Here is a 25,474-nt window from a genome sequence, read left to right as displayed (position 1 = left end):
CACCTTATTTTAAAGTAATTAAATTCTTGCCTTGCATGTCGGAAGGTACTGGAATATTCATCAAATGAAGTAATGTTGGTGCAACATCAGCCAATACACCACCCTCTGCAATCGTTGCTTGAGTTGGGCCCACATAAATAAATGGCACCAATTCAGTGGTATGTTGTGTATGAACTTGTCCACTGTCGTAGTCTTGCATTTGCTCTACATTACCATGATCCGCTGTAATTAACATATGACCTTTGTTTGCCATTACTGCTTCATAGACACGACCTAAACACGTATCAACAGTTTCAACCGCTTTCACTGCTGCATCAAATACACCAGTATGTCCAACCATGTCACCATTGGCGTAATTGACAACCAAAAGGTCAAACTCGCCCGAATTAATAGCATCTACTAACTCATCAGTGACTTCATAAGCACTCATTTCTGGTTTTAGATCATAGGTTGCGACATTCGGAGAAGGAATCAAAATACGTTTCTCTCCTAGATATTCATCTTCACGACCACCGCTGAAGAAGAATGTCACATGCGCATATTTCTCTGTTTCAGCAATACGCAATTGGGTTTTGCCCAAACCAGATAAATATTCACCGATGGAATTTTTAAGCTCTTCTGGCATGTATGCAACTGGCGCATCAATACTTGCCTGATAGCGTGTTAGCATCACAAATTTAGATAAACTTGGAGCGACTTTACGCGTAAACCCAGTAAAATCTTTCTCAACAAAGGCACGGGTGATTTCACGCGCACGATCAGCACGGAAGTTCATGAAAACCACACTATCGCCATCTTGGATTTTGGCAATTTCACCAATACGTGTTGCTTGAACAAACTCATCATTTTCTTCTGCTGCATAGGCTTGCGCTAAACCTTCTACAGCTGAGTTTACAACACGGACTGCCTCGCCTTCTGTCATTAAACGATAAGCGAGTTCAACACGATTCCAGCGGTTATCACGATCCATTGCAAAATAACGACCAATCATCGAAACGATACGACCTTGATTTGGATACTGAGCAAATAAAGCATCGAATTTTTCTAATGAAGGTTTTGCGCTACGTGGAGGGGTATCACGACCATCAAGGAAAGCGTGTAGATATACTGTTGCGCCACGTTTTAATGCTAGCTCACACATCGCCACAATATGATCTTCATGCGAATGCACTCCACCTTGTGACAACAACCCCATGACATGAACGGCACCATTCGCTGCTTTGGCTTTTTCAACCGCATCAACTAACACTTCATGCTCAAAAAAAGCACCTGTCCGAATATCTTTAGTAATCCGTGTAAAGTCCTGATACAAAACACGACCTGCACCTAAGTTCATATGACCAACTTCAGAGTTGCCCATTTGTCCATCAGGTAGGCCTACATCTTCGCCAGAACCTGAAATCAAACTATTTGGATGCTTTGCTTTCATCGCAGTCAGATTTGGTGTTTTTGCTGCTAAATATGCATTATCCTCAACTGCTTCACGATGTCCTACACCATCCATAATTACAAGAACGTGAGGAATTTTGCCAGCATTTGCATCCGTCATAATGGACTCTCTGTTTGTCTATCATTTGATCGGCGTATTTTACCCAAATTTACTGTAATTCTCTATGGCGTTACTGATGGCTTTCATCAATCAAAAGCATCGGGAATCATCTTTATATTATAATTAAAGGATACTTATCTGGAATTCTTCCATCTTCTGCCATTCGATCCTCGGGACACCAACCACCACACGGCACCCCTAACATCTAATGCGGCATCTAAAGCAGTTCTATCAACTCCAGTTTGTCCACCAGATATAATTTTAATGCGCATAGAAATCTAATTTTCTACCTTGCTCGATATAATAAATAGCTACCCATTATGAACATCAATACCACTGGTAATAATACGAACCAAGCAGGTGACGGTGCATAAACTAAGCTTGCATAACCTAAAAAGTCTTGTAAATAAAAGAACCCTAACCCAGTGAAAAGTGCGATAACTAAGCGAAAACCCATCGACTGCTGACGCAATGGACCAAAAATAAATGAGCAGGCAATAAGAACCAACGTAATCAGTGCAAATGGAGACGTGACTTTTTTCCAAAAGGCTAACTCATAGGTCTTTGGAACTTGGCTATATTCTGATAAATACTGCATAAAACTAATCAATTGACTTGGAGATAAATCATCTGGGTCCAAAGTCACCATATGTACATATTTAGGTTGTAAAGCCAATCCTAATGCTTGTTGCTCGTGATCCGTTTTAATCGCATTCCCTTGAGCAAGTAAATCAACCTGATGTGATTTGTCTAAAGTCCACTGACCATCTTTTAAAAATTGGCCTTTTTCAGCAGTGACAAAGGACTGCAATCGATAGTTCTGATCAAAATCAATCGCTTGAATATTACGTAATTGACCTTGGGAATTCGCATAATCAATATAGATAAAACGTTGACCTTCACGCGACCAATAGCCTTTTACCTCACCCAGTGCAGCAACACTACGTTGGCTTTTTATACTTTGTGCTTTTTCATTGGTATAAGGAATCACCCATTCACTCAATACAAAAGACAATACAATTAAGAGTAAAGCTGAGCGCATCACCCAACCCACTATACGCCACAAACTGATACCAACCGAACGCATGACGATCAGTTCACTATTCGATGCGAGTGCGCCTAAGCCTAAGACAGAACCTATCAGTGCTGCCACAGGTAAAATTTCATATAAATAACTCGGTGCACCCCATATCACATATAGGAAAGCTTGCCATGCATTATAAGTGGGTTTCAGCGAGCCTAATTCACCTAAGTAAGTGAATAATATTTGTAAAAAAGATAACACGAGCGTTGTGCCCAGCATCGCAAGGACTGTAGTTTTTGTCACATGTTTGGCGACTATTCGACGTGCTAACATTACAACCCCACTCGCTGCATACTTTTCTTAAGTTTTGGTGCTAACTTTTGTTTCCGTGCAAAAATTGCCGCCGCAATAGCATAAATCATTAATGCGACAGGATAAGCCCAGATGTCTAACTCACCTTTACTAATTCGTGTCTGAATTGCGATCATTAATACAATAAGGCTAGCAAAAATAAATATAGATGGAATAAGACGATAATATCGACCTTGACGTGGACTTACTTCAGATAACGCAACTGCAAGCATCAATCCAACAACAATCACAAATGGACCAAAGATACGCCAACCAAGCTCGCTGCGAATAACAGGGTCATCACGTCTTTCCCATAGCTTGCTCATTGGCAAGGCTTCCACATCATCACTTTCAAACTTAACGTCTTTATCATTCTCTAAACGTAAGCGATAAGATTGAAATTCTGCTTGGGTATAGCGTGGCTGATTCGGATAAATTTCGTAACGACGACCTTGAACCAAATCAACGACATTCGCCGTATCATTTGCCATTTCGACACGTGTCGCTTCTTTGGCTAAAATCATCACATCTGGTTTATCTTCACGATCGGCTTTCTGATAATAAAAAATATCTTTTAAATTTTTTCGGTCTTCAGAAAGTGAACCTGCATAAATAGTATAAGGACCTGAAGAAATAAATTCTTTAGGTCGAACCAGATCAAAACCTGCTCGCACTGCTTGTGTTTGCATCAAGCTTTCGTAAGCACGAATTCCAGATGATGAACCCCAAAACATTAATATTGCTTGAACAATCAAAAAAACAAATGTCATCGGCAATAAAAGTTTGGCCAATTGATTACGGCTAACACCACTGCCATTTAAAACTGCCATTTCATGGTCAACATATAGACGACCAAAAACCAGCATGAGTCCAATGAAGAAACCCAATGGCAAAATTAAAGTTAGAAACTCTGGCAAACGATAAGCAATGATACTCAGCAACACACTAGCGTCTAAACGACCCTGTGCAGCTCGCCCAAAAATCTTGATTAACTGCCCACCCATAATAATTAAAGTGAGCAAAGCAGTCACAACCAAAGAGGTGGAGACCACTTGTTTGACGAGATAACGCCGAATAATCAAAGTAATGCTTCCAAAAATAGACCAATCGAGGGGTAGTGCTAGTTTACCCGAATGTTAAAAATATAAAACCTATCGCTTGTTGCGGATTGCAACCTCATATCTGAAAGTGTTTAATGGACTTATCTTTCTTTTTCGCTGCTTAGGTTCTATACAAACAATGAAATTTACCCTTCATACCGCATTCCCAACACAGTCGTCTAGTGAATCTTTGTGGATTTTGGTTGATTCAGAACAATTACAACAGAACTTAAATAGTTATCAAATCAATCATCTAGAAGATGTTCTGAATGCCACACAATTCAAAGCTAGTTTTAATGAAAATATTGCCCTGATTACCAATATCGCTGTACAAGCCAATGCACATTTACTCGGTTTAGGCAAAAGTGCTGAATTGAAAGCGACAAAATTAGCAAAACTCGCACAAACGATTATCAAATCATCACAAAATAAATTTAGACAAATCACTGTAGATCTCAGCGCATTACCAACTGATTTACATTACCTATTTGCCTTAGGTTTAACTCAAGCAGCCTATGCCTATGATGAATTTAAATCTAAAAAAAATGAGTTCATCTTAGAAACCATTAATCTAGTTGCAAATGAAACTGTACTTGATGATGCCCAACTAAAGCTCGTCCACGCAGTTCAATCTGGACAAAATTACGCTCGAGATTTAGGCAATCGCCCAGGAAATATTTGCTTCCCTGAATACCTTGCAGATCAGGCGATTGCACTTGCAGCACAATACCCTGACCTATTAAAAGTCACTATCCTGAATGAACAGCAAATGGCTGATTTAGGAATGAATGCTTTTCTTGCCGTCAGCAAAGGTTCTGATCGACCAGGCAGAATTATTACACTTGAGTATCAGGCAAAAGCTGATCAAGCACCTATCGTACTTGTCGGTAAAGGTGTTACTTTTGATACAGGCGGTATTTCATTAAAACCTGGCTTAGGTATGGATGAAATGAAATTCGATATGTGTGGTGCTGCTTCAGTGTTAGGTACGATGCAAGCACTTTGCGAAGCTAAACTCCCAATTCATGTTATCGGTGCGATCGCAGCAGCAGAAAATATGCCTTCAGGTCATGCAACACGCCCTGGAGATATTGTGACGACCATGAGTGGTCAAACTGTAGAAATTTTGAATACGGATGCTGAAGGCCGTTTGGTTCTATGCGACACCCTCACTTATATCAAACGTTTTAATCCTGCGCTTGTGATTGATATTGCGACACTTACAGGTGCATGTGTTGTTGCGCTAGGCAAAGTCGTCAGTGGGCTATTCTCTCCAGATGATGAACTGGTACAAGAATTACAACTTGCTGGCGAACAATCACTCGACCGTGTATGGCGTATGCCTGTGATGGAAGAATATCAAGAACTCCTTGATTCACCGTTTGCCGATATTGCCAATATTGGTGGTCCTTATGGTGGTGCAATAACCGCAGCATGTTTCCTTGAACGTTTCACTCGTGATTATCGTTGGGCACATCTTGATGTGGCTGGTACAGCATGGTTATCTGGTGCAGCTAAAGGTGCAACTGGACGCCCAGTACCATTACTGATGCAGTTTTTAGCGAATCGTGTTGAAACGAATAACTAATCTATGGCACAAGTTAGTTTTTATTTGTTTGAAAACAGCGTTGAGCGGCAAGTCGAGAGTGCTTGCCGTTTATGTCGAAAAATTCTGAATCAGCACCCACAGATTTGGTGGTATTGTGTTGATTCAAATTTACAAAATGAGTTGGATAACAAGCTATGGAGTTTTGATCCAAGTAGTTTTATTGCTCATGGAGTTGATCAGTTGAATAGTCCAGTGTGTATTTCAGCTGAATTACCGCCATCGAATGATTGGATTGTATTTAATTTTAACAATCATGCACTTGAACAAACTCAAGATTTTCGCCACATTATCGAAATTATTGAAAATAATGAAACTGCAAAACAGATCGGGCGAGAGAAATTTAAGATGTATCGTCGTTTAGGCATTGAGCCACGCACATTTAAATTATAAGTCTGTAAACCATAGCATCGTATAAGGAGTGTCGCGTGGCATTAAATGTAGGTCAAGATTTTAAAAAACGTTGGTTAAATACACCTGAAACTGTACGTCAGACCTATCAGGAAGATTTAGCTCGTATCTGTGATCTACTGTTACCACAAACACAAATCCAAACATGGATACAACTCGAAGAAAAAGCTCAGCTACGCTCTCAACAACGTATTGATCAAGCTTATGCACATTTAAAGGCTGAGTTAATTGAACAAGCACGCGTTCGTAAACAATTGGCTTTGGAAAAAGCTCTGGCAGAAAAACGTGCTGCCCAAGCTGCTTATGCCGCGCAACTGCAAGCAGATGAGTTAAATCAGTTCGAACAACAAACGGAAAATCTTGTTGCCCTTCGACAACACATTGATCAAGAAATTGCACAACACACTGAACGTTATCAACCAAATCCTGAACAACCAAGTATTGATTATGCGCAGGCTCAACGTGTTCGGATTGGTGACCAACAAATCTTATCTGAGCTCGAAAGTGTGCGTGTCCGACTGGAATTAGAAGCTGAAAGTATGATTGAACAAGCGGTCACAGTTTTTAGAGCAAAATTACATGCGATTGCGCAAGACGAAATAGAATACATCCTCAAAAATAGTCAATTTTCAGATGAAAAATAATAAAAAAGCCCAGTTTAAACTGGGCTTTTTATGTTTCATTTTTTATTTTAAGAAACCATTTTCGGCCAAAAATGCCATACTGATGTTTGACTCAGTTTTTTGTTCCGCTGCTTTATCACCCAACAATAAGCGCTCGATATAGCGTGCCAGCACATCAACCTCTAAATTAACTTTTGTACCAACTTGCCATGTGCCAATATTGGTACGCTCAGCAGTATGAGGGATGAGATTCAAACTCAGAATATTGCCACGTAGATGGTTAATGGTCAGACTAATCCCATCGACAGTTACAGAACCTTTTTCAGCTAAATATTTTGCCAATTCAACAGGTGCTGTTACTTCAAAATATAATGAACGCGCGTCTTCTCGAACGACTGTAATTTCTCCTAGACCATCAACATGTCCACTCACAATATGTCCACCAAAACGTGTTGTTGGCAACATGGCTTTTTCGACATTGACAGATTGACCTACTTTCCATTGACCTAAAGTCGTTCGATTTAAGCTTTCACGAGACACATCTGCAGCATACCAATTGCTTCCCCACTCGATCACTGTGAGACAAATTCCATTCGTCGCAATTGAATCACCTAAATGTACATCAGACATATCCAAATCAGTTTGAATACGTAGACGTACATCACCGCCTACACTTTGTAAGCTCTCAACCTTACCTAAACTTTCAATAATGCCTGTAAACATGGGAGTTCTAACCTAATCTTATGCAATATATGCCATAGTGAATCGAATACCATAAAGCAAAGCCTTAGAGATAACAAGGGACTCCAAGTTCAAATACCTGCAATAAAAAAGGCGATCTATTGATCACCTTTTATCATTTTTAACCTTAAATTATTGCATTTCAGAGACACGTTGATTGGCTGTCTGTTTAAGCTCAACCGTATTATTTAACAAGAAATGGCTAAAAAATAATTTATAGCCTAATACCCCTAAGCAAGCGCCAACAATCGGTGCAAAGATAGGCACAATAAAGTAAGGAATATCACGACCGCCAGTAAAAGCAATTGAACCCCAGCCTGAAAAATAGGCCACAACTTTTGGACCAAAATCGCGTGCAGGATTCATAGCAAAGCCTGTTAATGGACCAAAAGAAGCGCCAATGACAGCAACTAATAAACCCACCAAAATTGGTGCTAAAGCACCACGTGGCAAACCATTATGATCATCCCCAATCGCCATGATGAGCCAAAGTAATAACATAGTGATAAACATTTCCACCATAAACGCCTGTCCAATAGACAATAAATGATGTGGATAGGTTGAGAAAATTCCAGCCAACTCCAAACTCTCTACACTCCCCCGTACCATATGGTGTGTTTGCTCATAATCCATAAATAGATTGCTATACAAACCATAGACCAATAGTGCGCCTAAAGCAGCACCAGAAACTTGAGCAATAATATAGAAAGGAACTTTACGTTTATCAAAACCAGCAAACAGTGCTAATGCAATCGTAACGGCAGGATTGAGATGAGCTCCAGAAATACCTGCAGATAGATAAACAGCCAATGCTACAGCTAAGCCCCATACAAGGCTGATTTCCCATAACCCTAGACTTGCTCCTGCAAGTTTAAGCGCAGCCACGACACCAATACCAAAAGATAAAAAAACTGCGGTAGCAAAAAATTCAGCTATACATTGCCCCAACAAGCTGGGTTCCGAGCGACTCATCACAACCTCTCTTGGTCAGTGCTGCGTATAGGCATGACCTGAAATAAAGCTCGGCAAAATATATTCATTTTCGAAAATGAGCAATATTATTCTGGTAGTTTTTCAACCAAATAGTAAAATATTTTTTGTAAATAAAAAAGATTAAGCCACGCAACAAAAGTACATAAGTAATTGTTTTTAATTAATTTAAAGATAAATAGTTATTCAGAAAAACTTATTTAAATTCAATGACAATTCATGTAAAAACAATCATTTATTTTATAAAATTATATGTATTAGCAAGAAAGTGAAAAAAATAGAAAATAGAAAATAGACACCACATTATCCCAAAATGATGTCTACTTGAATTTACCAAAGTGCAAGCTGAGTACTATTGCCTGTCGTATCAACACCACCTAACTCAGCAAAATGATATAACTGCCCTAAAAGTTGTCGTAATGGCGGGCCAGACTTCGCATGGGTATCCGTAATCACAATAAACTCAAGCACACGTGCACGTTCTGATTGACGCTGTTTACTCACTCGATAACGCGGTACATCTTGAGTTAGCAAAGTCACTTTGCCGCGCTTTAAATTAGCAGTCAGCAAATCTTTAGGCTCAATATTTCCATCAGTCGAATAACTAGTCAAAATATAGCGTGCATTAATCGTTTCCAATAACTTTTCATAAGCCTCTTTCGCATACTTAGACGAGTTATAAGGGCTTGGGCGTTCTTTACGCCATGCTCGATCAATTCCACTCTTAAAGCCTTTGGTATCAGGTGATGGTAAATCCACTTGATCCCATAAAGTCAGGGCATTGAGAACATGGTAATTACTACTGTAGGCATGCTGATTATAAGGTGGATCAAGATAGGCAACATCAACTTCGAAACCACTCATTTGGTTAGCTAAATGTTGTGCATCGACACACCACATTTCAGCCGCAGGTCGTTTGGGATCTCCAATCTCACAGAAACGACTCGGTGTAAGCCATATTAATGACTCGATCCGTTCTAGCGCCGTTTGAGTTCGACCACCCCAACCCTGATGAAAGCTCTTAAATACACCACTGGTATTACTGACAAAACTTGCCGAATATAAAAGTGGTGCCAATAGAGCACTCATTTCTACATCATTGATTGCACCTTGTGCTTGCCAAGTTGCGATCTGTTGACGAATTGCATCAATACGCATCCCATTACGGCGTTTGAAAAACAAACGATCACGGGAAGGATCGTAAATATCATCATTGCGCGGGCATAAATTATGGGTCACCCAGCCTTTGACTTCAGGGAGCCTGTTTAAGTAATCAATCGCCTTTTGATAACCACCCAACTCTTTGAAAGCTGGTGCATCCACACAAGCTAAAATGGCATGATTGAGTGCATGACTATAGGGCTCCCAATCATTAGCAATCACACGATACCCATTTTGGCGGGCTAAACGAGAAACAACACCACTCCCTGCAAAAAAATCCGCAAAAATCGGTGGGTTCTTCTTTTTACTATTCAGTGTGCCCGTAATCTCAAGCGCTTCTAAAATCAAATGTAGAAGTCGACGCTTATTCCCGAGATATGGAACTAACTGATGAAAAAGATACTCGTCAGTGGTACGTGCTGCATGACGACGTTTGTGATAAACCGAGGGTTCTGGATTCATATCATCTCTTGGATAGGGAGCAATCTCAGGCGAATATCTTGCCCAAGTTGGATTACATCGACCAACTCAAAACGAAGTTGCTCTGCCATTTTGCTAAACTTAGCGTTGAACATTGGACGGGCAGATTGACCAAGTAAAGTAGGTGCAACATAACTAATCATTTCATCAACCAAACCATGTTCTAAAAAGGCGGTTGATAAGGTTGCACCCGCCTCTACCAACACATCATAAATTTGATATTGCTGAGTGAGGGTTTGCAATAATTGATTCAATGGTTGCGGCGCTAATTGTATCACGCCTAAATCGGCAAGTTCTTGACGAAATGGTGTCATCACCATGACGGTTTCAGGACTTTGTAAAATCTTGGCACTCAGGGGTAACTGTCCCTGACGATCTAAAATAATTCGTTTAGGTTGTACAACCGAGCTGAGATCAATCCCGTCTAAGGAACGGACATTGAGTTCACAATCATCTGCCAGAACGGTCTGAATACCTGTAATCACAGCAGCGGAGATGGCTCGCCAATGTTGTACATCTTGACGTGCTGCTGTTCCAGTAATCCATTTCGATTCACCAGATGCCATCGCAGTCCTCCCATCCAAGCTAGATGCAATTTTCAAACGTACATAGGGTAAACCTGTCGACATCGCTTTTAAGAAGCCAAAATTTAAAGTTTTGGCTTCTTCATCACAAATCCCAGTTTCCACTTCTATGCCTGCATCTTGCAAGATTTTGACACCTTTACCAGCCACCAAAGGATTTGGGTCAGAACAAGCAACGACAACCTTTTTGACTTGAGCTTTTACTAAGGCTTCCGCGCAAGGTGGTGTCCGACCAAAATGGGCACACGGCTCTAAAGTCACATATGCCGTGGCATCTTTGGCATTTTCTCCAGCTTGCCGAAGTGCAAATACTTCTGCATGTGGCTGACCTGCTTTAGGATGAAAACCCTCACCTATGATTTTTCCATCTTTAACAATAACGCAACCCACATTGGGATTTGGTTTAGTCGAATACTGACCACGTCGTGCTAGATCAATAGCCTGTTGCATCCAGTACTGATTTTCAGAATGATGATCTTGGATTAAATCGGACATGATTTCCCTAACTTAAGCTTCGTTTTCACGTTGTTGCATTTGCTCGATTTGACGACGAAATGCCTCCACATCTTGGAAATCTTGATATACAGAAGCGAAACGAACATACGCCACATGATCCAATGCAAACAAAGCCTGCATGACAATTTCACCAATCGTTCTAGATTTGACATCACGTTCACCTAGACGGCGAATTTGGGATTGAATGTCGCTCAGCACTGTCTCAATTTGCTCTTGGGTTACTGGGCGTTTCTGTAAAGCATGCATCAATGAGCGGCGCAATTTTGCTTCATCAAATGGTTCACTCTTGGCATCTGATTTAATGACCCGTGGCATCACCATTTCATAACTTTCAAAGGTGGTAAACCTTTCACCACAAATCGTGCATTCTCGACGACGACGGATTTGACAACCCTCAGCCGCAAGGCGAGAGTCGATGACTTTACTATCAGCAGCGTTACAAAATGGACAATGCATAATGGTGCGATTATTTATTCACTTTGCTTAAGTGTAGCAAAGTTTCTGCAATTGCTGAACTAGCACACCAAAGGCATAAAAAAACAGCCTTATTCGGCTGTTTTTTAAACTTCAAAGAATAATGAATTATTCGATACGCTCGCCATGTTGGCTAAGGTCAAGACCCATGCGCTCATCATCAGCACTTACGCGGATACCAATCACAAGATCAATCACTTTAAGGATAATGAAAGTCACTACTGCGCTATATAGCATCGTTGCGAGTACACCTTCAACTTGCACCCATAATTGACCTGCAAATGTTGGAGCAAGCGCAACGTTAGCAGCTTTAATGATTTCATCACTGTAGAACACACCAGTAAGAATCGCACCAACGATACCACCAACTGCATGTAGACCGAAAGCATCCAATGCATCATCTGCTTTAAGGAGACGTTTAAGTGCTGTAATACCCCAGAAGCACACTACACCACCGATTAAGCCCATGATTAATGCACCACCCACACCAACGAAACCAGCAGCAGGAGTGATTACAACCAAACCAGCAACCGCACCGGATGCACCACCAAGTACTGAAGCCTTACCACGAATGAGACGTTCAACAATCAACCAAGAGAATGCAGCGGCAGCAGCAGCAACTTGAGTTACAAGAATTGCCATACTTGCACGAGCGCCAGCACCTAGAGCACTACCACCGTTAAAGCCAAACCAACCTACCCAAATTAAGCTTGCGCCAATCACAGTGAGCGTAAGGTTGTGCGGTGCCATTGATTCGCGACCTAGACCAGCACGTTTACCCAACATGTACGCAGCCACTAAACCAGCTACACCTGCGTTGATGTGTACAACTGTACCGCCAGCGAAATCTAAAGCACCTGCTTTGAATAACCAGCCATCAGCAGCCCAAACCCAGTGAGTAATTGGTGCATAAACTAAGATTACCCAAACTGCAATAAACGCCATGAATGCTGAATATTTCATACGATCAGCAATCGAGCCGCTAATAATTGCAACAGTGATAATCGCAAAAGTCATTTGGAAAATAACAAACAAGCTTTCTGGAATAGTTCCACTTAAGGCATCAAATGCCACGCCATTTAGCATTGATTTGGCAAAGTCACCGACATAGGCGCCTGAACCAGAGAATGCAAGCGAATAACCAACGATAACCCAAATTAAGCTGACTAGAATTGCCGCAGAAAGGCTAAACATCATGGTGCTGAGTACGTTTTTCTTACGCACCATACCACCATAGAATAGAGCCAAACCAGGGATAGTCATCAACAGAACCAGTGCTGTTGAAACGAGAATCCAAGCTGTATCGCCTGTATCAACTTTTGCAACTGGTGCAGGAGCTGGAGTGGCTTCTACAGGAGCAGGAGCTTCTGCTGCGACAGTCACAGTTGATGCAGCCGCCGTATCAGACGCTGCTACAGTTTGTTCAGCAACTGGTGTTGATGCAGCATCTTCTGCCCAAACCATCGCTGAACCTCCTAAGAGTGCGCCAGATAGACTGAGCGCCATAAGCATTTTTTTCATTCGTGTCCCCCAACCTTATTTTGTGAGCTATTTCTCTTAATTCTAACTCAGCAAACTTTGTGCCAATTTAGACAGCATCTGGTCCAGTTTCACCAGTACGAATACGGATGACTTGTTCCAAATTCGTGACAAAGATTTTACCGTCACCAATTTTCCCAGTGCTTGCAACACGAGTGATAGATTCAATAACCGCATCGACCATTTCATCGCTAATCGCAATTTCAATCTTTACTTTCGGTAAAAAATCAACGACATACTCTGCACCACGATACAGTTCAGTATGACCTTTTTGACGACCAAAACCTTTTACTTCAGTTACGGTAATCCCTTGAACACCAATATCAGAGAGTGCTTCACGCACATCATCGAGTTTGAATGGTTTTACAATTGCAGTTACAAGCTTCATGTGTGTTTTCCTTCGGCTTATTTTCACCAGTAAGGTTTTATGTTCAATTTTCATGCCAATATTTGAAGGTTGGGGATTTTCAAACCATCAGCAAGAGCTTTCTTTATAACCTATTTGGACGTCAAGATGTAGATATTCAATCGAAAATAAGTTTCATTTGCTCCTGTTTAACTGAATTTAAATATCGGTGGCATCAATGCGTTGAAGAGGGCTATGGGATTACTACAAGCAATGGTACACTTGCCTACAAATACATATAACCTATTGAGCGCTTCATGATTGAAACTCTTTTACAAGCCATTCTTGAACAAGTTGATCAACCTAAAAAAGATTTAGAAAAAAATTTACGTGCTTTGCTCAATGAAAGCGTCGAAAAATTAGATTTAGTCTCTAAACAAGAGCTGGAGCGCCAGAAAATAGCGCTAAATTTGGCAAACCAACGCCTCGCTGCGTTACAACAGCAAATGAGCATCCTAGAAAAAATGGTGCAAGATCAAAAATAAGCACCAGTTTAGCGCAGAGATCAACAAAAATGATTAAAAATAAAGCACCATGATGGAACAATAATAAAATGTCTTTCGCAAAAATTTACACGAGGGGTTTATTAGGTTTACATGCCCCTCAAATCGAAGTTGAAGTTCATATCAGTTCAGGACTCCCCTCCTTAACCATTGTAGGTTTAGCAGAAGCCGCTGTAAAGGAAAGTAAAGATCGTGTTCGATCAGCAATTATCAATAGTGGTTTCTTGTTTCCAACCAAACGTTTAACGATTAATTTAGCACCTGCAGATCTTCCTAAAGATGGCTCCCGCCTAGATTTACCGATCGCACTAGGAATTTTAATTGCTTCAGGTCAACTTCCTGAAAATTGTACTGACGGCTTTGAATTTATTGGTGAACTTGCATTAGATGGACATTTACGCCCTGTTACTGGAATATTGCCAATTGCGATGGCTTGCCAACAAGCCCAACACCGCTTATTGGTACCTACTAATAATCTAGAAGAAGCCAATCAACTTCCGCAGTTTGAAGTTTATGCTGCCAATCATTTACAAGATGTATGTGCACACTTTTTGGGCACTTCTCATTTATCAGCATCACCCAAACATGAAAATTTAACCACTACTCAGTATCAATTTGATCTTGCAGATGTCAAAGGTCAATTACGTCCACGTCGTGCACTAGAAATAGCAGCAGCGGGTGGACATTCTTTACTTTTCAAAGGTCCACCTGGTACAGGTAAAACATTACTGGCTTCTCGGCTACCTTCTATTTTGCCACCACTTAATGCCCAAGAAAATTTAGAAGTCGCAAGTATTTATTCGGTTGCAAATGCTCAACATACTTTTGGACAACGCCCCTTCCGTGCACCACACCATACTGCGTCAGCGATTGCATTAGTTGGAGGCGGTTCACAACCTAAACCAGGCGAAATTACACTTGCACACTTAGGCGTATTATTTTTAGATGAATTACCTGAATTTGACCGCAAAGTTTTGGAGGTTCTCAGACAACCGCTAGAGTCGAAAGAGATCGTCATCTCCCGTGCGGCAAGACAAATGACATTTCCAGCGAATTTTCAATTTATTGCAGCAATGAATCCATGTCCTTGTGGTTACGCATTTAACCAAGATAGCCGCTGCCAGTGCTCAGCAGAAAATATTCAGCGCTATCAAAACCGTATCTCAGGTCCATTACTAGATCGTATTGATTTACATATTGATGTGCCACCTTTGCAGACCAAAGAACTACAAGATCAAAGTCCGACAGAAAGTTCTACAATTGTGCGGCAACGCGTGATGAAAGCTTATGATAAACAAATGTTAAGACAGCAATGTTTGAATCAGGCACTTTCTCCAAATTTGCTAGAACAATATGCTCAATTAGATGAAAATTCAACCAAAATCATCGAAATGGCTCAACAGCGACTTAATCTCTCAGCACGCGCCTATCATCGGGTGTTACGTGTGGCACGCACCATTGCGGATTTGGCAGAAAGTGAAATTATCTCAAGCTCGCACCTGACTGAAGCACTGTCTTATCGGGGTCATTCAACTTAAAACCAGACCATAAAAAAAGCGACCTTATAGGTCGCTTTGGTTTTTATTGTTCTTAGAAAGCGTAACCTAAACCCAAAACAACTTTATTTTTTTGCTTTGTTTCATCACGAGTATAGCCACCGAAGATATAGTCTAGACTCCAAGTTGCACCAGTATTACCTAAAGGATGTGACAGTCCAAGAGTTGCGTGACGGAAAGCAAAATCAGTTTTGGTAACATCTCCTGCTTTAGCTTGGTAAGCTAAATACTCATCATTATCACCATAATAATAAGCCGCAACTTGTGCTTTACCTGTAAATCCGCCAGCTAATTTAGGTGCATAAGTTGCCAAGAAATAGGTGTCACCTTTATTACCAAAAGTCACATTATTTAATAATGTCTGAGCAGTAATATTAAAGTCTTTGTAGCTCAGTCCGACAATTGTTTCATAACCCGTTGATTCCCAGCCTGGATAGTAATAATAAACAGTCCCACCAATTTGATAGCCCAAATCTTTTGTGATTTTTCCTTTGTATCCTGCATACAAATCATTTTCAAATGACTTCTTCTCTTCTTTTACATAAGTCGGTGAGGTATTAAAATCTGCATATGCAGCAGTTAAGGTCGAAAACCAGTATCCTAAATAGAATCCACTATCATGTGTATAATCAAGCCCACCTTGTACTGCAGGTGTATCACTTTCAGGTGAATTTGTCATACCACGTAGATTATAACTAGATACTACGTTTACATTGCCTGTAATCGTTCCTGGAAATGGTAGCTTTGTTTCTTCAGCCAAACTTAAAGTTGATGCTGTAAATACCATCGCTAGAACTGTAGCTTTGCATGCAAATTTCATCATATTGATTTCCCCCATGATTTAGATATTCAACTGATTTATGTTCTAAATTGCATCATGATGAAATTTGCAAATGCTGTGCCAAAAGTAAAAATTAAATTAAAATTAAATACAAGTTATTGATTATAATTATATTTTAAATATATTTATTTTATTTTTCTATTAATCAATCAACCGCTCAGGATTAAAATGTGATAACAAAATGCATCTTTAAATATAGAGACGCACATAATTAGCTCCTATTTTTAATATGAAATTTTCGTTTTTCTTTTCTAAGAATGAATAAAAAAAGCCAGCAATTTGCTGGCTTTTTAAAGGTTTATAAATGTTTTTTAAATTAGAATGTTTTAGTCAAACTAAATAAAACACCCGTATCATAAGGTTTTTTAGCATTATCGCTCATACCTGAAGTACTTACATTTGTTCCAACAACATCAACTTCAGCGAGGATACCTAAGAAGTTATAATTTACACCAACTTTATAGTCGATATAATTATCATCTTTTCCAGGACCACCAGCAACAACACTTAAAGCGTCTTTATTTTTTAATTTATTATACCCTACAGATGCTAAACCTGTTAAACCTGTGCTTGCAATTGGTGCTGAGTAACCTAAGTTAAAATACCAAAAATCATCAGTTCTACCCCAGTAATCAGGTGAATAATTCACGCCTACACTTAGAGCATCACCTGCTAATAATGTTTCAGGGAAAGTCAGCTTACCAAATACTTCTGTAAAAGCTAAACCTTTCTTACCATTATATCCATTTACAGCATTAGATTTAGAACCTATATATCCATAATGAATTACACCTACATCGTAGGTTGGTTTAATTTTATCTGTTAAGGCAAAACTATTAGTAAAACCTAATGTAGCGTCAGTTTCAGTTGAAACACCAGGAATACCGAAATCTACACTTGAACCCCAAAGTGCTAAATACGCACCTGAAGTATGTGAAAATGTAAATCCACCTTGAATCGCAGGATTATTCGAAGATTGTGTCACACCACGAAAACGATAATCTGTTACAGCTGAAACATTGCCCGATGCAGTAATACCATATAATGAAGGTTTATCTTCTGCCATAGCAAAAGTCGAAGTCACAGCAAAAATACTTAACGCGATCGCCTTACATGCAAATTTCATCATATTGATCTCCCCCATGATGGATATTCGACTGAATTTATGTTTTAAGTTGCATCACTATGTGAATAGCAAATGCTATGCCAACTTCTTTAAAGGACTATAAAATATAGGTTTGATGTCACATCTTTGTCATGAAATATATAAAGAGAATAAAAAAGGGCTACTTAAGCGTTTTAAAATAGATTTTTTGATCCATTTTTAAGCAAAAAATAAGATTAGTAATTAAACCGCACAAAAATAATGCAACAACACTGCTCGACAATCGATCATTGTTAAACATTTAAAGTATTGGCTTAAAAAGTGAGGAAAATTCGCACAACATAAGTGCAACTTCTAAAAAACGAGCGCTTTTTGATACAAAAATCTTACCACTCATCGGGATGTCATTTTTTGCAAATCAACTCAATCATTTTTTAATCAATTACAAAATAAATCATTAAATTTGAAAAGAAATTATGAATATAGTCACATATTTTAAAAAGAAAATATCAAAAAATAATCAATTTTAATTACAGGAATTATATTATATTTTTTATATAAAAAATAATTATTTAAGTTTAATTTATCTATTTTTTATACAAGAATAAAAACAAAAAATCTTATCCTATTTTTGTGTAAATTTAATTAAAATATTTTAATAAAAATCTATCTTTTTTATGCATAACTTATACAATTGGTCAAAATTTCGATTCTGACCGAAATTGATCTTATTTATTATGAGGCTACCTATGCCAAAGGCAAAGAAACTAACATTAGCGGTTTTGATTAATGCCGCATTGATCTCCTCAACATATGCAAGCGAACAAAGCGAAGCTAAAGGTTTTGTTGAGGATGCAAATGGTTCAGTATTGTTCCGCACAGGCTTTTTAAATCGTGATAAAAAAGACGGTTTAACAAATGATACAAGCTCAACAGCGCAAACTGCCATTTTTGATCTTCAATCAGGCTTTACAAAGGGTGTTGTTGGCTTTGGTGTTGGCCTAGTAGGTGATGCATCTTTCAAGCTTGGTGCGAATAATAATACGGGTAATCAAATGATTCCTGTAGATGATCGTGGATTTGCTTATGATCATTGGGCTCGTGGTGGTGCCAATGTGAAAGCACGTATTTCCAACACAACCGTGACTTATGGTACACAGGTGTCAACACTTCCTGTCATGGCAAGTAATCAAGCCCGTTTAGTGCCTGAGTATTACACAGGTGTTTTCATTGAAAGTAATGAAATTCCAAATCTAAATGTGGTTGCAGGTAAATTCACAAAAAACCAAATGTCAAACCAAATTAGTACCGATAAAGATGTGACAGGTCAAGGGCTTGATCGTGCAGTAGTTTGGGGTGCTAAATATAAATTTAATGATCAACTCAATTCATCGTATTATGGCTTAGATGTTCAAGATAAGTTAGAACGTCATTATGCTAATGTAAACTTTACCCAAAGCTTAAAAGACAAGAGTACCTTAACACTTGATGCCATGGGTTATCATACAAAATGGGATAAAGATGCACTCACTGATTCACATACCACAGATGATCTAGCAAACCGTAAAAACTCGATTTGGGCTGTTTCAGTGGGCTATGGCAAAGATGTACATAATGTCATGCTTTCTTATCAAGATAACACAGGTAATACTGGATATGACTATGGCTATAATGCTGATGGTTTACAAAGTATCTATGTCCCTAATTCCTATTTAGGTGACTTTAATGGTAATGATGAAAAATCTGTCGGGCTACAATATAACTACAACTTCAAAAATCACGGTTTACCTGGTCTAAACTGGACAACTGCATTTGTTTATGGTTGGGATATTGATATCGCTAAAATAACAGATCGCTCAAAAATCATTGACCAAGCCGAAGAACATGAGTTCTTTAACCAAGTCAAATATACAGTTCAAACAGGTGCATTGAAAGATGCAAGCCTACGTGTTCGCTATTCTTACTTACGTTCAAGTGATACCTATAATAATGTTTCTGGTCAATATGTCAGCAATGTCATTGGCTCAACCAATGAATGGCGTTTGTTCCTTGATATTCCTGTGAAACTGTTCTAATTCACAGCTTTATTTAAGTCATAAAAAAACCTCCATTCAATTGAATGGAGGTTTTTTTATCAGCTAGACTTTAAATCATAAAATCTAGCTGAATCTACTCAGAAAATTACTTCTTAGCAGCTTCGATTGCTTTCAATACTTCAGCTTTTGCAACGTCAGCACCTTCCCACCCGCTGATTTTTACCCATTTACCAGGCTCTAAATCTTTATAGTGTGCGAAGAAGTGCTCAACTTGGCTAATCAATAAAGGCGGAAGATCTGTATATTCTTTCACATCTTTATAGAGAGGAGATAACTTCTCATGTGGAACTGCGATGAGTTTCGCATCGATACCACCATCATCTTCCATTTTTAATTTACCCACTGGGCGGCAACGGATGACTGAACCCGCAGCAACAGGATGTGGAGTTACAACAAGTACGTCTAATGGGTCGCCATCTTCAGATAATGTATTTGGTACATAACCATAGTTAGCTGGGTAGAACATTGCTGTACCCATGAAACGGTCTACAAACAACGCATCAGAATCTTTATCGATTTCGTATTTGATTGGCGCTGCATTTGCAGGAATCTCAATGATGACATAGATGTCATTTGGTGCGTCTTTACCCGCAGGAATATTGCTATAACTCATATCAACACTCGTTTATCTTGTGAACTTAGATGTAAATCCGACAGATTATAGCGTGAATACCATAAAAATGATGCTAGATATGCTGAGCGTTAATGAATTTTATACTCAACATCGATTTAGGTCAGTTTAATTGTAATCACAAACAGTAAAATTGGACAAAATATTGAAAAAAACCAAATAATCGAACGTAAAGAAGCTAGATTCGCTAAATAACAGATGCCATAAATAATGCGAAATATAATATACGCCCAGCCTAAGCTCAGAATAAATTTCTCAGGCACAACCATATATTCAGCCATTAGAATTGCAGCGATAAATAAGGGTAAACTTTCAAAACTATTCTGCTGTACTGCATTGGCTCTTGCAGCTAGACCTGTCGTTTTCGCCAAAAAATCACGCGGATTCTGATTATCCTTTGCTTGGAAGCCACCTTTTGCTTTTGCAATTAAGGTAAAAACATATGGCAATAAACACGCAACGATAAGAATCAATATAATGCCGCTAATACCTTGCATGCTAATATCCATCATTTGAAGTTCTTGTGATCATGCTATCATAACTTATAATTTATCAAACTTTCATTTGTGCTTGTTCAACAAGCACTGCTTTTATATATTCTGCTAGTTTTAAAAGTAGTTTTCTTTGATTCAATCTCAAGGTCATGTTATGCCAGCTCAAGATCAAAACAAATTGTTTGATGTTCTTGCTCAACAACGACAGCATCAGCTTTTAGTTGACCGCGTTCTCAAAGTAGTGTTGCCCATCATCGCATTTCTACTCAGCGTGATTTGTGCAAACCTCAATTGGCAATCAACTTTGGGGACTTTCGCGATTCTCACACTTGCATTTTATGCGGTTGGAATTAAAAGGCTCACTCTTTGGCATTGGCTAACGATAGTTGTTCTCTACGTTTTTGCGGACAATTACTTCAGCTTTAATGGAATTGACCCAATTCGGTTACGTTTTCAACTTGCGACCATGCTGGTATTTGTCGGCATTGTTGGGATTGGACGGCCTTATATTGATCGTTGGTTGATGAAATCAAATAATACTCAATAAGCCCAAATAAAAAAACGCCACAATTGTGGCGTTTTTTATTTCCAATAGCTCCCTTATTTTAAACGGAGACTAAGTGGGATTCTTAAGCTGGTTTACGTAAATCTTTACGTAAGATCTTACCTACGTTCGATTTTGGTAGATCATCCATAAACTCAACATAACGTGGGCATTTATAGCCTGTTAAGTTTTGTTTTGCATAAGCAATAATTTCTTCAGTTGTTAATGAAGGATCTTTTTTCACGATGAATAATTTAGGCACTTCACCTGATTTTTCATCTGGCACACCAATCGCAGCAACTTCCAATACCTTTGGATGCTTCGCAATCACTTCTTCAATTTCACTCGGGTAAACGTTAAAGCCTGAAACCAAGATCATATCTTTTTTACGGTCTACAATTTTGAAATAACCGCGTGAATCCATGACACCAACATCACCCGTACGGAAGAAACCGTCTTTGGTCATGACTTTCTCAGTTTCATCAGGACGATTCCAGTAGCCTTTCATTACCTGTGGGCCACGAATCGAAATTTCACCCTGCTCACCAAATGCCACTTCATTACCATCATCATCAAGTAAAGCAACTTCAGTCAATGGTAATGGGATACCAATCGTGCCGCTAAACTCAGTCGTTGCAGGAGGGTTTGCAGTCGCCACTGGCGATGTTTCAGACAAACCATAACCTTCGATAATGATCGTACCTGTTACTTTCTGCCAAGCAGCAGCCGTAGATGGTAATACAGCCATACCACCACCCATTGCCATCTTCAATTTGCTATGGTCAAGCTGTTTGAATTCTTCGTTATTCACTAGGGCATTAAACAAGGTGTTTACTGCTGGGAAGAAAGAAGGTTGGTATTTACGTAATTCGCCAACGACTGCTGGTAAGTCACGTGGGTTCGGAATCAAGATATTCGCTTGACCTTTATACATACCGTAAAGCGCGCACACCATGAATGCAAAGATGTGATAAAGCGGTAACGCACACACGATACGATCATCTTTAGAACCGTCACCTGTGCCAAATTTACTTGAGAAAATACCATCACATTGTAATAGGTTAGAAACCAAGTTACGGTGTGTTAACTCAGCACCTTTAGAAACACCTGTCGTACCACCTGTATATTGCAGTACAGCAGTATCGCTTAAGGTCAAACTTGGACGTTTATAATTGCTTGGATTCGATTTACCTAACGCTGCATTAAATTTAACGTGGCCAGGGATGCTCCATGCTGGAATTTGCTTGCGAACCTTACGTAAAACGAAGTTTACAATCGTACCTTTCAGTGTACCGAGCATGTCACCGACAGAAGCAACCACAACATGCTTCACTGGTGTTTTACCAATAATGCTTTGATAAACACTAGCAAAGTTTTCGATGATTACAAGAGCTTCTGCCCCAGAGTCATTTAACTGATGCTCAAGCTCACGTGAAGTATAAAGTGGGTTTACATTGACCAATACTAAGCCTGCACGGAATACACCTAGAGCAACTACTGGATACTGGAATACGTTCGGCATCATCACCGCAACGCGCGATCCTTTTTTCAAGCCCAGACCTTGCAGGTAGGTGGCAAATTTACGGCTAGCGACTTCTAATTCATTATACGTTAAAACTTTATCCATGAAGATAAAGGCATCACGTGAACCAAATTTTTGGAAATTGCGTTCAAAAATATCAACAAGTGAGGTGTTTTCAGCAGGCAGCGCAACTGTTTCTGGGATTCCTGTCTTTTGGTATTCTGCAAACCAAATCTTTTCCATAATGCCATTATCTCCGAGTAGTAATCCTTAAAAATGTAACGACGTTACTTTCCATGACAAAACTTTTTTTTAACTTTTGGAATTGCCCTGTCAATCTATTCAAATAATATGAATACCTTGTCATATATAACGTATTTTTATCACAGAATACTAGCCTTATCTCTGAATGAGGAGTCTATTTGCTTTTTGATATCCCCGTGGTAAAAGTTGCCCCTTTGTTGCTCTTTTTCCTATATATTTTTGGAGATCGTCCCCTTTCAGTTTTAGGTGTTGTTGTCCTGCAGCGACTTGGATTATTTCATCTAAACCTAGGGTTGTCATGGATAAAATTTGCTCTTTTTCATCAAGTTGTATCAACTTGTTACCTTTACCTTTATTCAGAACAGGTAATTCAGCCAAATCTATGATCAGTAAACGCCCTGATGAACTGAGAATTGCAACATGTGTGGCTTGTTGAATTGGTAGTAAAGGTAAAGCGGTTGCATTATCTGCTACAGTCAAAAAGGCTTTACCTGCTTTCGCATTGGTATCTAACTGCGCTGCTTGCGTTTTAAATCCATATCCATTTGAACTGACAGCAAGTAACTCATTACTGTCCTCATCAACAAATACTTGAATAAATGACACGCCGCTGGCTGGTGCAAGCTTCGAACTCAATGGTTCGCCTAAGCCACGCGCAGAAGGAAGACTACTAATCGGCAGTGCATAACTCCGCCCTGTTTCATCTAAAAAGTAGACTCGCTGATTGGTTTTCCCAACAGCATGACTCAAATATTGATCACCCGCACGGAAATTTAGATTTGCTGCATCAACATCACCACCTTTAGCAGCTCTCACCCAGCCTGCTTCTGACAAGACCACAGTTACCGTTTCCGCAGGCATTAAATCTTGTTCTTTGATTTGTACCGCATCTGCACGTGTCACAATCGGTGAACGACGATCATCGCCAAACTTTTTCGCGTCTTCTTTTAATTCACCAATAATTAAATTTTTCAATGATTCAGGATTTGCCAGTTGCTCGCGAATAATGGCAGCTTTCGCTTCTAGTTCTTCTTGTTCACGGCGGATTTCCATTTCTTCAAGTTTAGCCAAATGACGAAGCTTGAGCTCCAAAATTGCCTCAGCTTGGATATCATCAATCCCAAAGTGCTGCATCAAAACAGGTTTTGGCTGATCTTCTTCACGAATAATCCGAATTACAGTATCAATATCTAAATAGGCAATTAAAAGGCCTGCCAAAATGTGCAAACGTTTTTCAATTTTAGTTAAATGGTATTGCAAACGGCGCGTTACGGTTTGCTTACGGATCTCAATCCATTCCAACAAAATACGGCGAATCGATTTGACTTGAGGACGACCATCTGCACCAATCATATTCAAATTAACGCGATAGCTTGATTCTAAATCAGTGGTTGCAAATAAATGGCTCATCACCGTTTCGGCATCAACACGATTAGAACGTAATACAATGACTAAGCGTGTTGGATTTTTATGATCTGATTCATCACGAATATCTGCCACCAAAGGTAACTTTTTCGCAATCATTTGATCTGCAATCTGAGTGACGACTTTTGAACCTGAAACTTGATAAGGCAGCTCAGTAATCACGATCTCATTTTTTTCGACCGTATACACTGCACGCGCACGATAGCTACCACGCCCTGTGGTTTGAATTTTTAGTAATTCTTCTGGCGGTGTAATGATTTCAGCTTTGGTCGGCAAATCGGGTGCTGGGATATATTCTGCTAATTTTTCATCAGTGGTTTCAGGATTACGAATCAGTGCAATCGTACCTTTGACCACTTCACGTAAGTTATGCGGTGGAATATCGGTTGCCATCCCCACTGCAATACCCGTTGTACCGTTCAGTAGGATATTGGGAATCCTTGCAGGTAAAGTGATCGGTTCTTTCATCGAACCATCAAAGTTATCTTGCCATTCACTTGTTCCTTGCCCAAGCTCACTCAGTAATAATTCACTATAAGCTGACAATTTGGCTTCGGTATAACGCATTGCAGCAAATGACTTAGGGTCATCAGGTGAACCCCAGTTGCCTTGACCTTCAATCAATGGATAACGGTAGCTAAATGGCTGTGCCATCAACACCATCGCTTCATAACAGGCTAAGTCACCATGCGGATGATATTTACCGAGCACATCACCAACAGTACGGGCCGACTTCTTCGGCTTGCCAGTGGATTTTAAGCCCAGCTCACTCATTGCATAAACAATACGACGTTGTACAGGTTTTAAACCATCGCTGATATGCGGCAGTGCACGATCCATAATCACGTACATGGCATAATTTAAGTAAGCTTGTTCTGTGAATTCGGCTACGGAGCGGTTTTCGGTTGCATGATGTGCAAGGCTGGTCATTTCAGCAA

The 25,474-nt window shown here is 39.6% G+C and carries 24 protein-coding genes and 1 pseudogene; 7 read left to right on the top strand and 18 right to left on the bottom strand.

The genetic code is table 11. The annotated features are described in order from the left end of the window. Positions 1–4 precede the first annotated feature (4 nt). The 5 genes and pseudogenes from gpmI to lptF all read right to left on the bottom strand — a co-directional run bounded on the left by gpmI (position 5) and on the right by lptF (position 4,006). Positions 5–1,549: a 2,3-bisphosphoglycerate-independent phosphoglycerate mutase gene (gene gpmI / locus CDG59_RS09945; RefSeq protein WP_087545137.1), complete on the bottom strand. Its 1,545-nt coding sequence runs from the start codon at positions 1,547–1,549 to the stop codon at positions 5–7. Between the two features lie 112 nt (positions 1,550–1,661). Continuing rightward, on the bottom strand, positions 1,662–1,712 hold the full coding sequence (locus tag CDG59_RS15655) for a putative molybdenum carrier protein (protein ID WP_264754467.1): 51 nt from the start codon (positions 1,710–1,712) through the stop codon (positions 1,662–1,664). A 64-nt stretch (positions 1,713–1,776) separates the two neighbouring features. After that, positions 1,777–1,821, bottom strand: a pseudogene (locus CDG59_RS15650) (hypothetical protein); the annotation flags it as partial. A 14-nt stretch (positions 1,822–1,835) separates the two neighbouring features. Continuing rightward, entirely contained in the window at positions 1,836–2,906 is a 1,071-nt protein-coding gene (gene lptG / locus CDG59_RS09940) for an LPS export ABC transporter permease LptG (RefSeq protein ID WP_087545135.1), read from the bottom strand. After that, positions 2,906–4,006, bottom strand: a complete 1,101-nt coding sequence (gene lptF, locus CDG59_RS09935) for an LPS export ABC transporter permease LptF (protein WP_087545133.1) — start codon at positions 4,004–4,006, stop codon at positions 2,906–2,908. The genes lptG and lptF overlap by 1 nt, the downstream gene beginning before the upstream one ends. 157 nt (positions 4,007–4,163) lie before the next feature. Here lptF and CDG59_RS09930 point away from each other — a divergent pair, with 157 nt between their 5' ends. From CDG59_RS09930 to CDG59_RS09920, 3 genes are read left to right on the top strand one after another with little or no spacing between them, the layout of a single operon-like run. After that, on the top strand, positions 4,164–5,612 hold the full coding sequence (locus CDG59_RS09930) for a leucyl aminopeptidase (RefSeq protein ID WP_087545131.1): 1,449 nt from the start codon (positions 4,164–4,166) through the stop codon (positions 5,610–5,612). A 3-nt stretch (positions 5,613–5,615) separates the two neighbouring features. Then, positions 5,616–6,023 carry a DNA polymerase III subunit chi gene (locus CDG59_RS09925; protein ID WP_087545129.1) on the top strand — a complete coding sequence of 136 codons (408 nt, stop codon included), beginning with the start codon at positions 5,616–5,618 and terminating at the stop codon, positions 6,021–6,023. A 35-nt stretch (positions 6,024–6,058) separates the two neighbouring features. Beyond that, positions 6,059–6,685, top strand: coding sequence for a hypothetical protein (locus CDG59_RS09920; RefSeq protein ID WP_087545127.1), 627 nt, complete (start codon positions 6,059–6,061; stop codon positions 6,683–6,685). Positions 6,686–6,727: 42 nt separating this feature from the next. Here the strand turns inward: CDG59_RS09920 and CDG59_RS09915 are convergent, their stop codons facing one another. The 7 genes from CDG59_RS09915 to glnK form a co-directional block, all read right to left on the bottom strand. Further along, positions 6,728–7,387 carry a riboflavin synthase gene (locus CDG59_RS09915; RefSeq protein ID WP_087545125.1) on the bottom strand — a complete coding sequence of 220 codons (660 nt, stop codon included), beginning with the start codon at positions 7,385–7,387 and terminating at the stop codon, positions 6,728–6,730. 150 nt (positions 7,388–7,537) lie between these two features. After that, positions 7,538–8,377 carry an MIP/aquaporin family protein gene (locus CDG59_RS09910; RefSeq protein ID WP_087545123.1) on the bottom strand — a complete coding sequence of 280 codons (840 nt, stop codon included), beginning with the start codon at positions 8,375–8,377 and terminating at the stop codon, positions 7,538–7,540. 348 nt (positions 8,378–8,725) lie between these two features. Next, entirely contained in the window at positions 8,726–10,018 is a 1,293-nt protein-coding gene (locus CDG59_RS09905; RefSeq protein WP_087545121.1) for a DNA adenine methylase, read from the bottom strand. Next, positions 10,015–11,115 carry a bifunctional diaminohydroxyphosphoribosylaminopyrimidine deaminase/5-amino-6-(5-phosphoribosylamino)uracil reductase RibD gene (gene ribD / locus CDG59_RS09900; RefSeq protein WP_087545119.1) on the bottom strand — a complete coding sequence of 367 codons (1,101 nt, stop codon included), beginning with the start codon at positions 11,113–11,115 and terminating at the stop codon, positions 10,015–10,017. The genes CDG59_RS09905 and ribD overlap by 4 nt, the downstream gene beginning before the upstream one ends. Before the next feature lie 12 nt (positions 11,116–11,127). Further along, positions 11,128–11,592: a transcriptional regulator NrdR gene (nrdR, locus tag CDG59_RS09895; protein ID WP_087536531.1), complete on the bottom strand. Its 465-nt coding sequence runs from the start codon at positions 11,590–11,592 to the stop codon at positions 11,128–11,130. Between the two features lie 126 nt (positions 11,593–11,718). Next, the gene (locus CDG59_RS09890) at positions 11,719–13,131 is read right to left on the bottom strand and encodes an ammonium transporter (protein ID WP_087545117.1); all 1,413 of its coding nucleotides are present in this window, start codon (positions 13,129–13,131) and stop codon (positions 11,719–11,721) included. A 67-nt stretch (positions 13,132–13,198) separates the two neighbouring features. Further along, a complete protein-coding gene (gene glnK, locus CDG59_RS09885) occupies positions 13,199–13,537 on the bottom strand; it encodes a P-II family nitrogen regulator (protein ID WP_000780326.1) in 339 nt (112 codons plus the stop codon). A gap of 275 nt (positions 13,538–13,812) precedes the next feature. Between glnK and CDG59_RS09880 the strand changes: the two genes are divergently transcribed. After that, a complete protein-coding gene (locus CDG59_RS09880; protein WP_087545115.1) occupies positions 13,813–14,040 on the top strand; it encodes an accessory factor UbiK family protein in 228 nt (75 codons plus the stop codon). A 68-nt stretch (positions 14,041–14,108) separates the two neighbouring features. Beyond that, positions 14,109–15,596 (top strand): YifB family Mg chelatase-like AAA ATPase, encoded by a 1,488-nt coding sequence (locus CDG59_RS09875; protein ID WP_087545113.1) that lies wholly within the window; start codon positions 14,109–14,111, stop codon positions 15,594–15,596. Positions 15,597–15,648: 52 nt separating this feature from the next. Here CDG59_RS09875 and CDG59_RS09870 read toward each other — a convergent pair whose 3' ends face one another. Beyond that, positions 15,649–16,437, bottom strand: coding sequence for a TorF family putative porin (locus CDG59_RS09870; RefSeq protein ID WP_087545177.1), 789 nt, complete (start codon positions 16,435–16,437; stop codon positions 15,649–15,651). Between the two features lie 334 nt (positions 16,438–16,771). Further along, positions 16,772–17,584 (bottom strand): TorF family putative porin, encoded by an 813-nt coding sequence (locus CDG59_RS09865; RefSeq protein WP_004674244.1) that lies wholly within the window; start codon positions 17,582–17,584, stop codon positions 16,772–16,774. Positions 17,585–18,309: 725 nt separating this feature from the next. Here CDG59_RS09865 and CDG59_RS09860 point away from each other — a divergent pair. Then, positions 18,310–19,635, top strand: a complete 1,326-nt coding sequence (locus tag CDG59_RS09860) for an OprD family outer membrane porin (protein ID WP_042892338.1) — start codon at positions 18,310–18,312, stop codon at positions 19,633–19,635. A gap of 106 nt (positions 19,636–19,741) precedes the next feature. Here the strand turns inward: CDG59_RS09860 and ppa are convergent, their stop codons facing one another. Next, the gene (gene ppa / locus CDG59_RS09855; protein ID WP_046737873.1) at positions 19,742–20,269 is read right to left on the bottom strand and encodes an inorganic diphosphatase; all 528 of its coding nucleotides are present in this window, start codon (positions 20,267–20,269) and stop codon (positions 19,742–19,744) included. A 116-nt stretch (positions 20,270–20,385) separates the two neighbouring features. Next, a complete protein-coding gene (locus CDG59_RS09850) occupies positions 20,386–20,784 on the bottom strand; it encodes an MAPEG family protein (RefSeq protein WP_087545110.1) in 399 nt (132 codons plus the stop codon). 151 nt (positions 20,785–20,935) lie between these two features. Here CDG59_RS09850 and CDG59_RS09845 point away from each other — a divergent pair, with 151 nt between their 5' ends. Further along, positions 20,936–21,328 carry a hypothetical protein gene (locus tag CDG59_RS09845; RefSeq protein ID WP_087545108.1) on the top strand — a complete coding sequence of 131 codons (393 nt, stop codon included), beginning with the start codon at positions 20,936–20,938 and terminating at the stop codon, positions 21,326–21,328. Positions 21,329–21,410: 82 nt separating this feature from the next. Here the strand turns inward: CDG59_RS09845 and CDG59_RS09840 are convergent, their stop codons facing one another. Next, a complete protein-coding gene (locus tag CDG59_RS09840; protein WP_087545106.1) occupies positions 21,411–23,090 on the bottom strand; it encodes an AMP-binding protein in 1,680 nt (559 codons plus the stop codon). Positions 23,091–23,246: 156 nt separating this feature from the next. Next, on the bottom strand, positions 23,247–25,466 hold the full coding sequence (gene parC / locus CDG59_RS09835) for a DNA topoisomerase IV subunit A (RefSeq protein WP_087545104.1): 2,220 nt from the start codon (positions 25,464–25,466) through the stop codon (positions 23,247–23,249). Between the last annotated feature and the right edge of the window lie 8 nt (positions 25,467–25,474).

The organism is Acinetobacter sp. WCHA29, assembly GCF_002165335.1.
Taxonomy (GTDB): Bacteria; Pseudomonadota; Gammaproteobacteria; order Pseudomonadales; family Moraxellaceae; genus Acinetobacter.
This window is presented reverse-complemented; position numbering and strand designations above follow the sequence as displayed.

Bases quoted from the DNA above. Each gene is read 5' to 3' on its own strand.
- lptG (WP_087545135.1), bottom strand. From the start codon at position 2,906: ATGTTAGCACGTCGAATAGTCGCCAAACATGTGACAAAAACTACAGTC.
- gpmI (WP_087545137.1), bottom strand. From the start codon at position 1,549: ATGACGGATGCAAATGCTGGCAAAATTCCTCACGTTCTTGTAATTATG.
- CDG59_RS09875 (WP_087545113.1), top strand. From the start codon at position 14,109: ATGTCTTTCGCAAAAATTTACACGAGGGGTTTATTAGGTTTACATGCC.
- CDG59_RS09845 (WP_087545108.1), top strand. From the start codon at position 20,936: ATGCCAGCTCAAGATCAAAACAAATTGTTTGATGTTCTTGCTCAACAA.
- CDG59_RS09880 (WP_087545115.1), top strand. From the start codon at position 13,813: ATGATTGAAACTCTTTTACAAGCCATTCTTGAACAAGTTGATCAACCT.
- CDG59_RS09930 (WP_087545131.1), top strand. From the start codon at position 4,164: ATGAAATTTACCCTTCATACCGCATTCCCAACACAGTCGTCTAGTGAA.
- CDG59_RS09865 (WP_004674244.1), bottom strand. From the start codon at position 17,584: ATGATGAAATTTGCATGTAAGGCGATCGCGTTAAGTATTTTTGCTGTG.
- CDG59_RS09840 (WP_087545106.1), bottom strand. From the start codon at position 23,090: ATGGAAAAGATTTGGTTTGCAGAATACCAAAAGACAGGAATCCCAGAA.
- CDG59_RS09850 (WP_087545110.1), bottom strand. From the start codon at position 20,784: ATGCAAGGTATTAGCGGCATTATATTGATTCTTATCGTTGCGTGTTTA.
- CDG59_RS09890 (WP_087545117.1), bottom strand. From the start codon at position 13,131: ATGAAAAAAATGCTTATGGCGCTCAGTCTATCTGGCGCACTCTTAGGA.
- CDG59_RS09860 (WP_042892338.1), top strand. From the start codon at position 18,310: ATGCCAAAGGCAAAGAAACTAACATTAGCGGTTTTGATTAATGCCGCA.
- ribD (WP_087545119.1), bottom strand. From the start codon at position 11,115: ATGTCCGATTTAATCCAAGATCATCATTCTGAAAATCAGTACTGGATG.
- CDG59_RS09925 (WP_087545129.1), top strand. From the start codon at position 5,616: ATGGCACAAGTTAGTTTTTATTTGTTTGAAAACAGCGTTGAGCGGCAA.
- CDG59_RS09910 (WP_087545123.1), bottom strand. From the start codon at position 8,377: ATGAGTCGCTCGGAACCCAGCTTGTTGGGGCAATGTATAGCTGAATTT.
- CDG59_RS09870 (WP_087545177.1), bottom strand. From the start codon at position 16,437: ATGATGAAATTTGCATGCAAAGCTACAGTTCTAGCGATGGTATTTACA.
- nrdR (WP_087536531.1), bottom strand. From the start codon at position 11,592: ATGCATTGTCCATTTTGTAACGCTGCTGATAGTAAAGTCATCGACTCT.
- parC (WP_087545104.1), bottom strand. From the start codon at position 25,466: ATGACCAGCCTTGCACATCATGCAACCGAAAACCGCTCCGTAGCCGAA.
- CDG59_RS09905 (WP_087545121.1), bottom strand. From the start codon at position 10,018: ATGAATCCAGAACCCTCGGTTTATCACAAACGTCGTCATGCAGCACGT.
- CDG59_RS09915 (WP_087545125.1), bottom strand. From the start codon at position 7,387: ATGTTTACAGGCATTATTGAAAGTTTAGGTAAGGTTGAGAGCTTACAA.
- glnK (WP_000780326.1), bottom strand. From the start codon at position 13,537: ATGAAGCTTGTAACTGCAATTGTAAAACCATTCAAACTCGATGATGTG.
- ppa (WP_046737873.1), bottom strand. From the start codon at position 20,269: ATGAGTTATAGCAATATTCCTGCGGGTAAAGACGCACCAAATGACATC.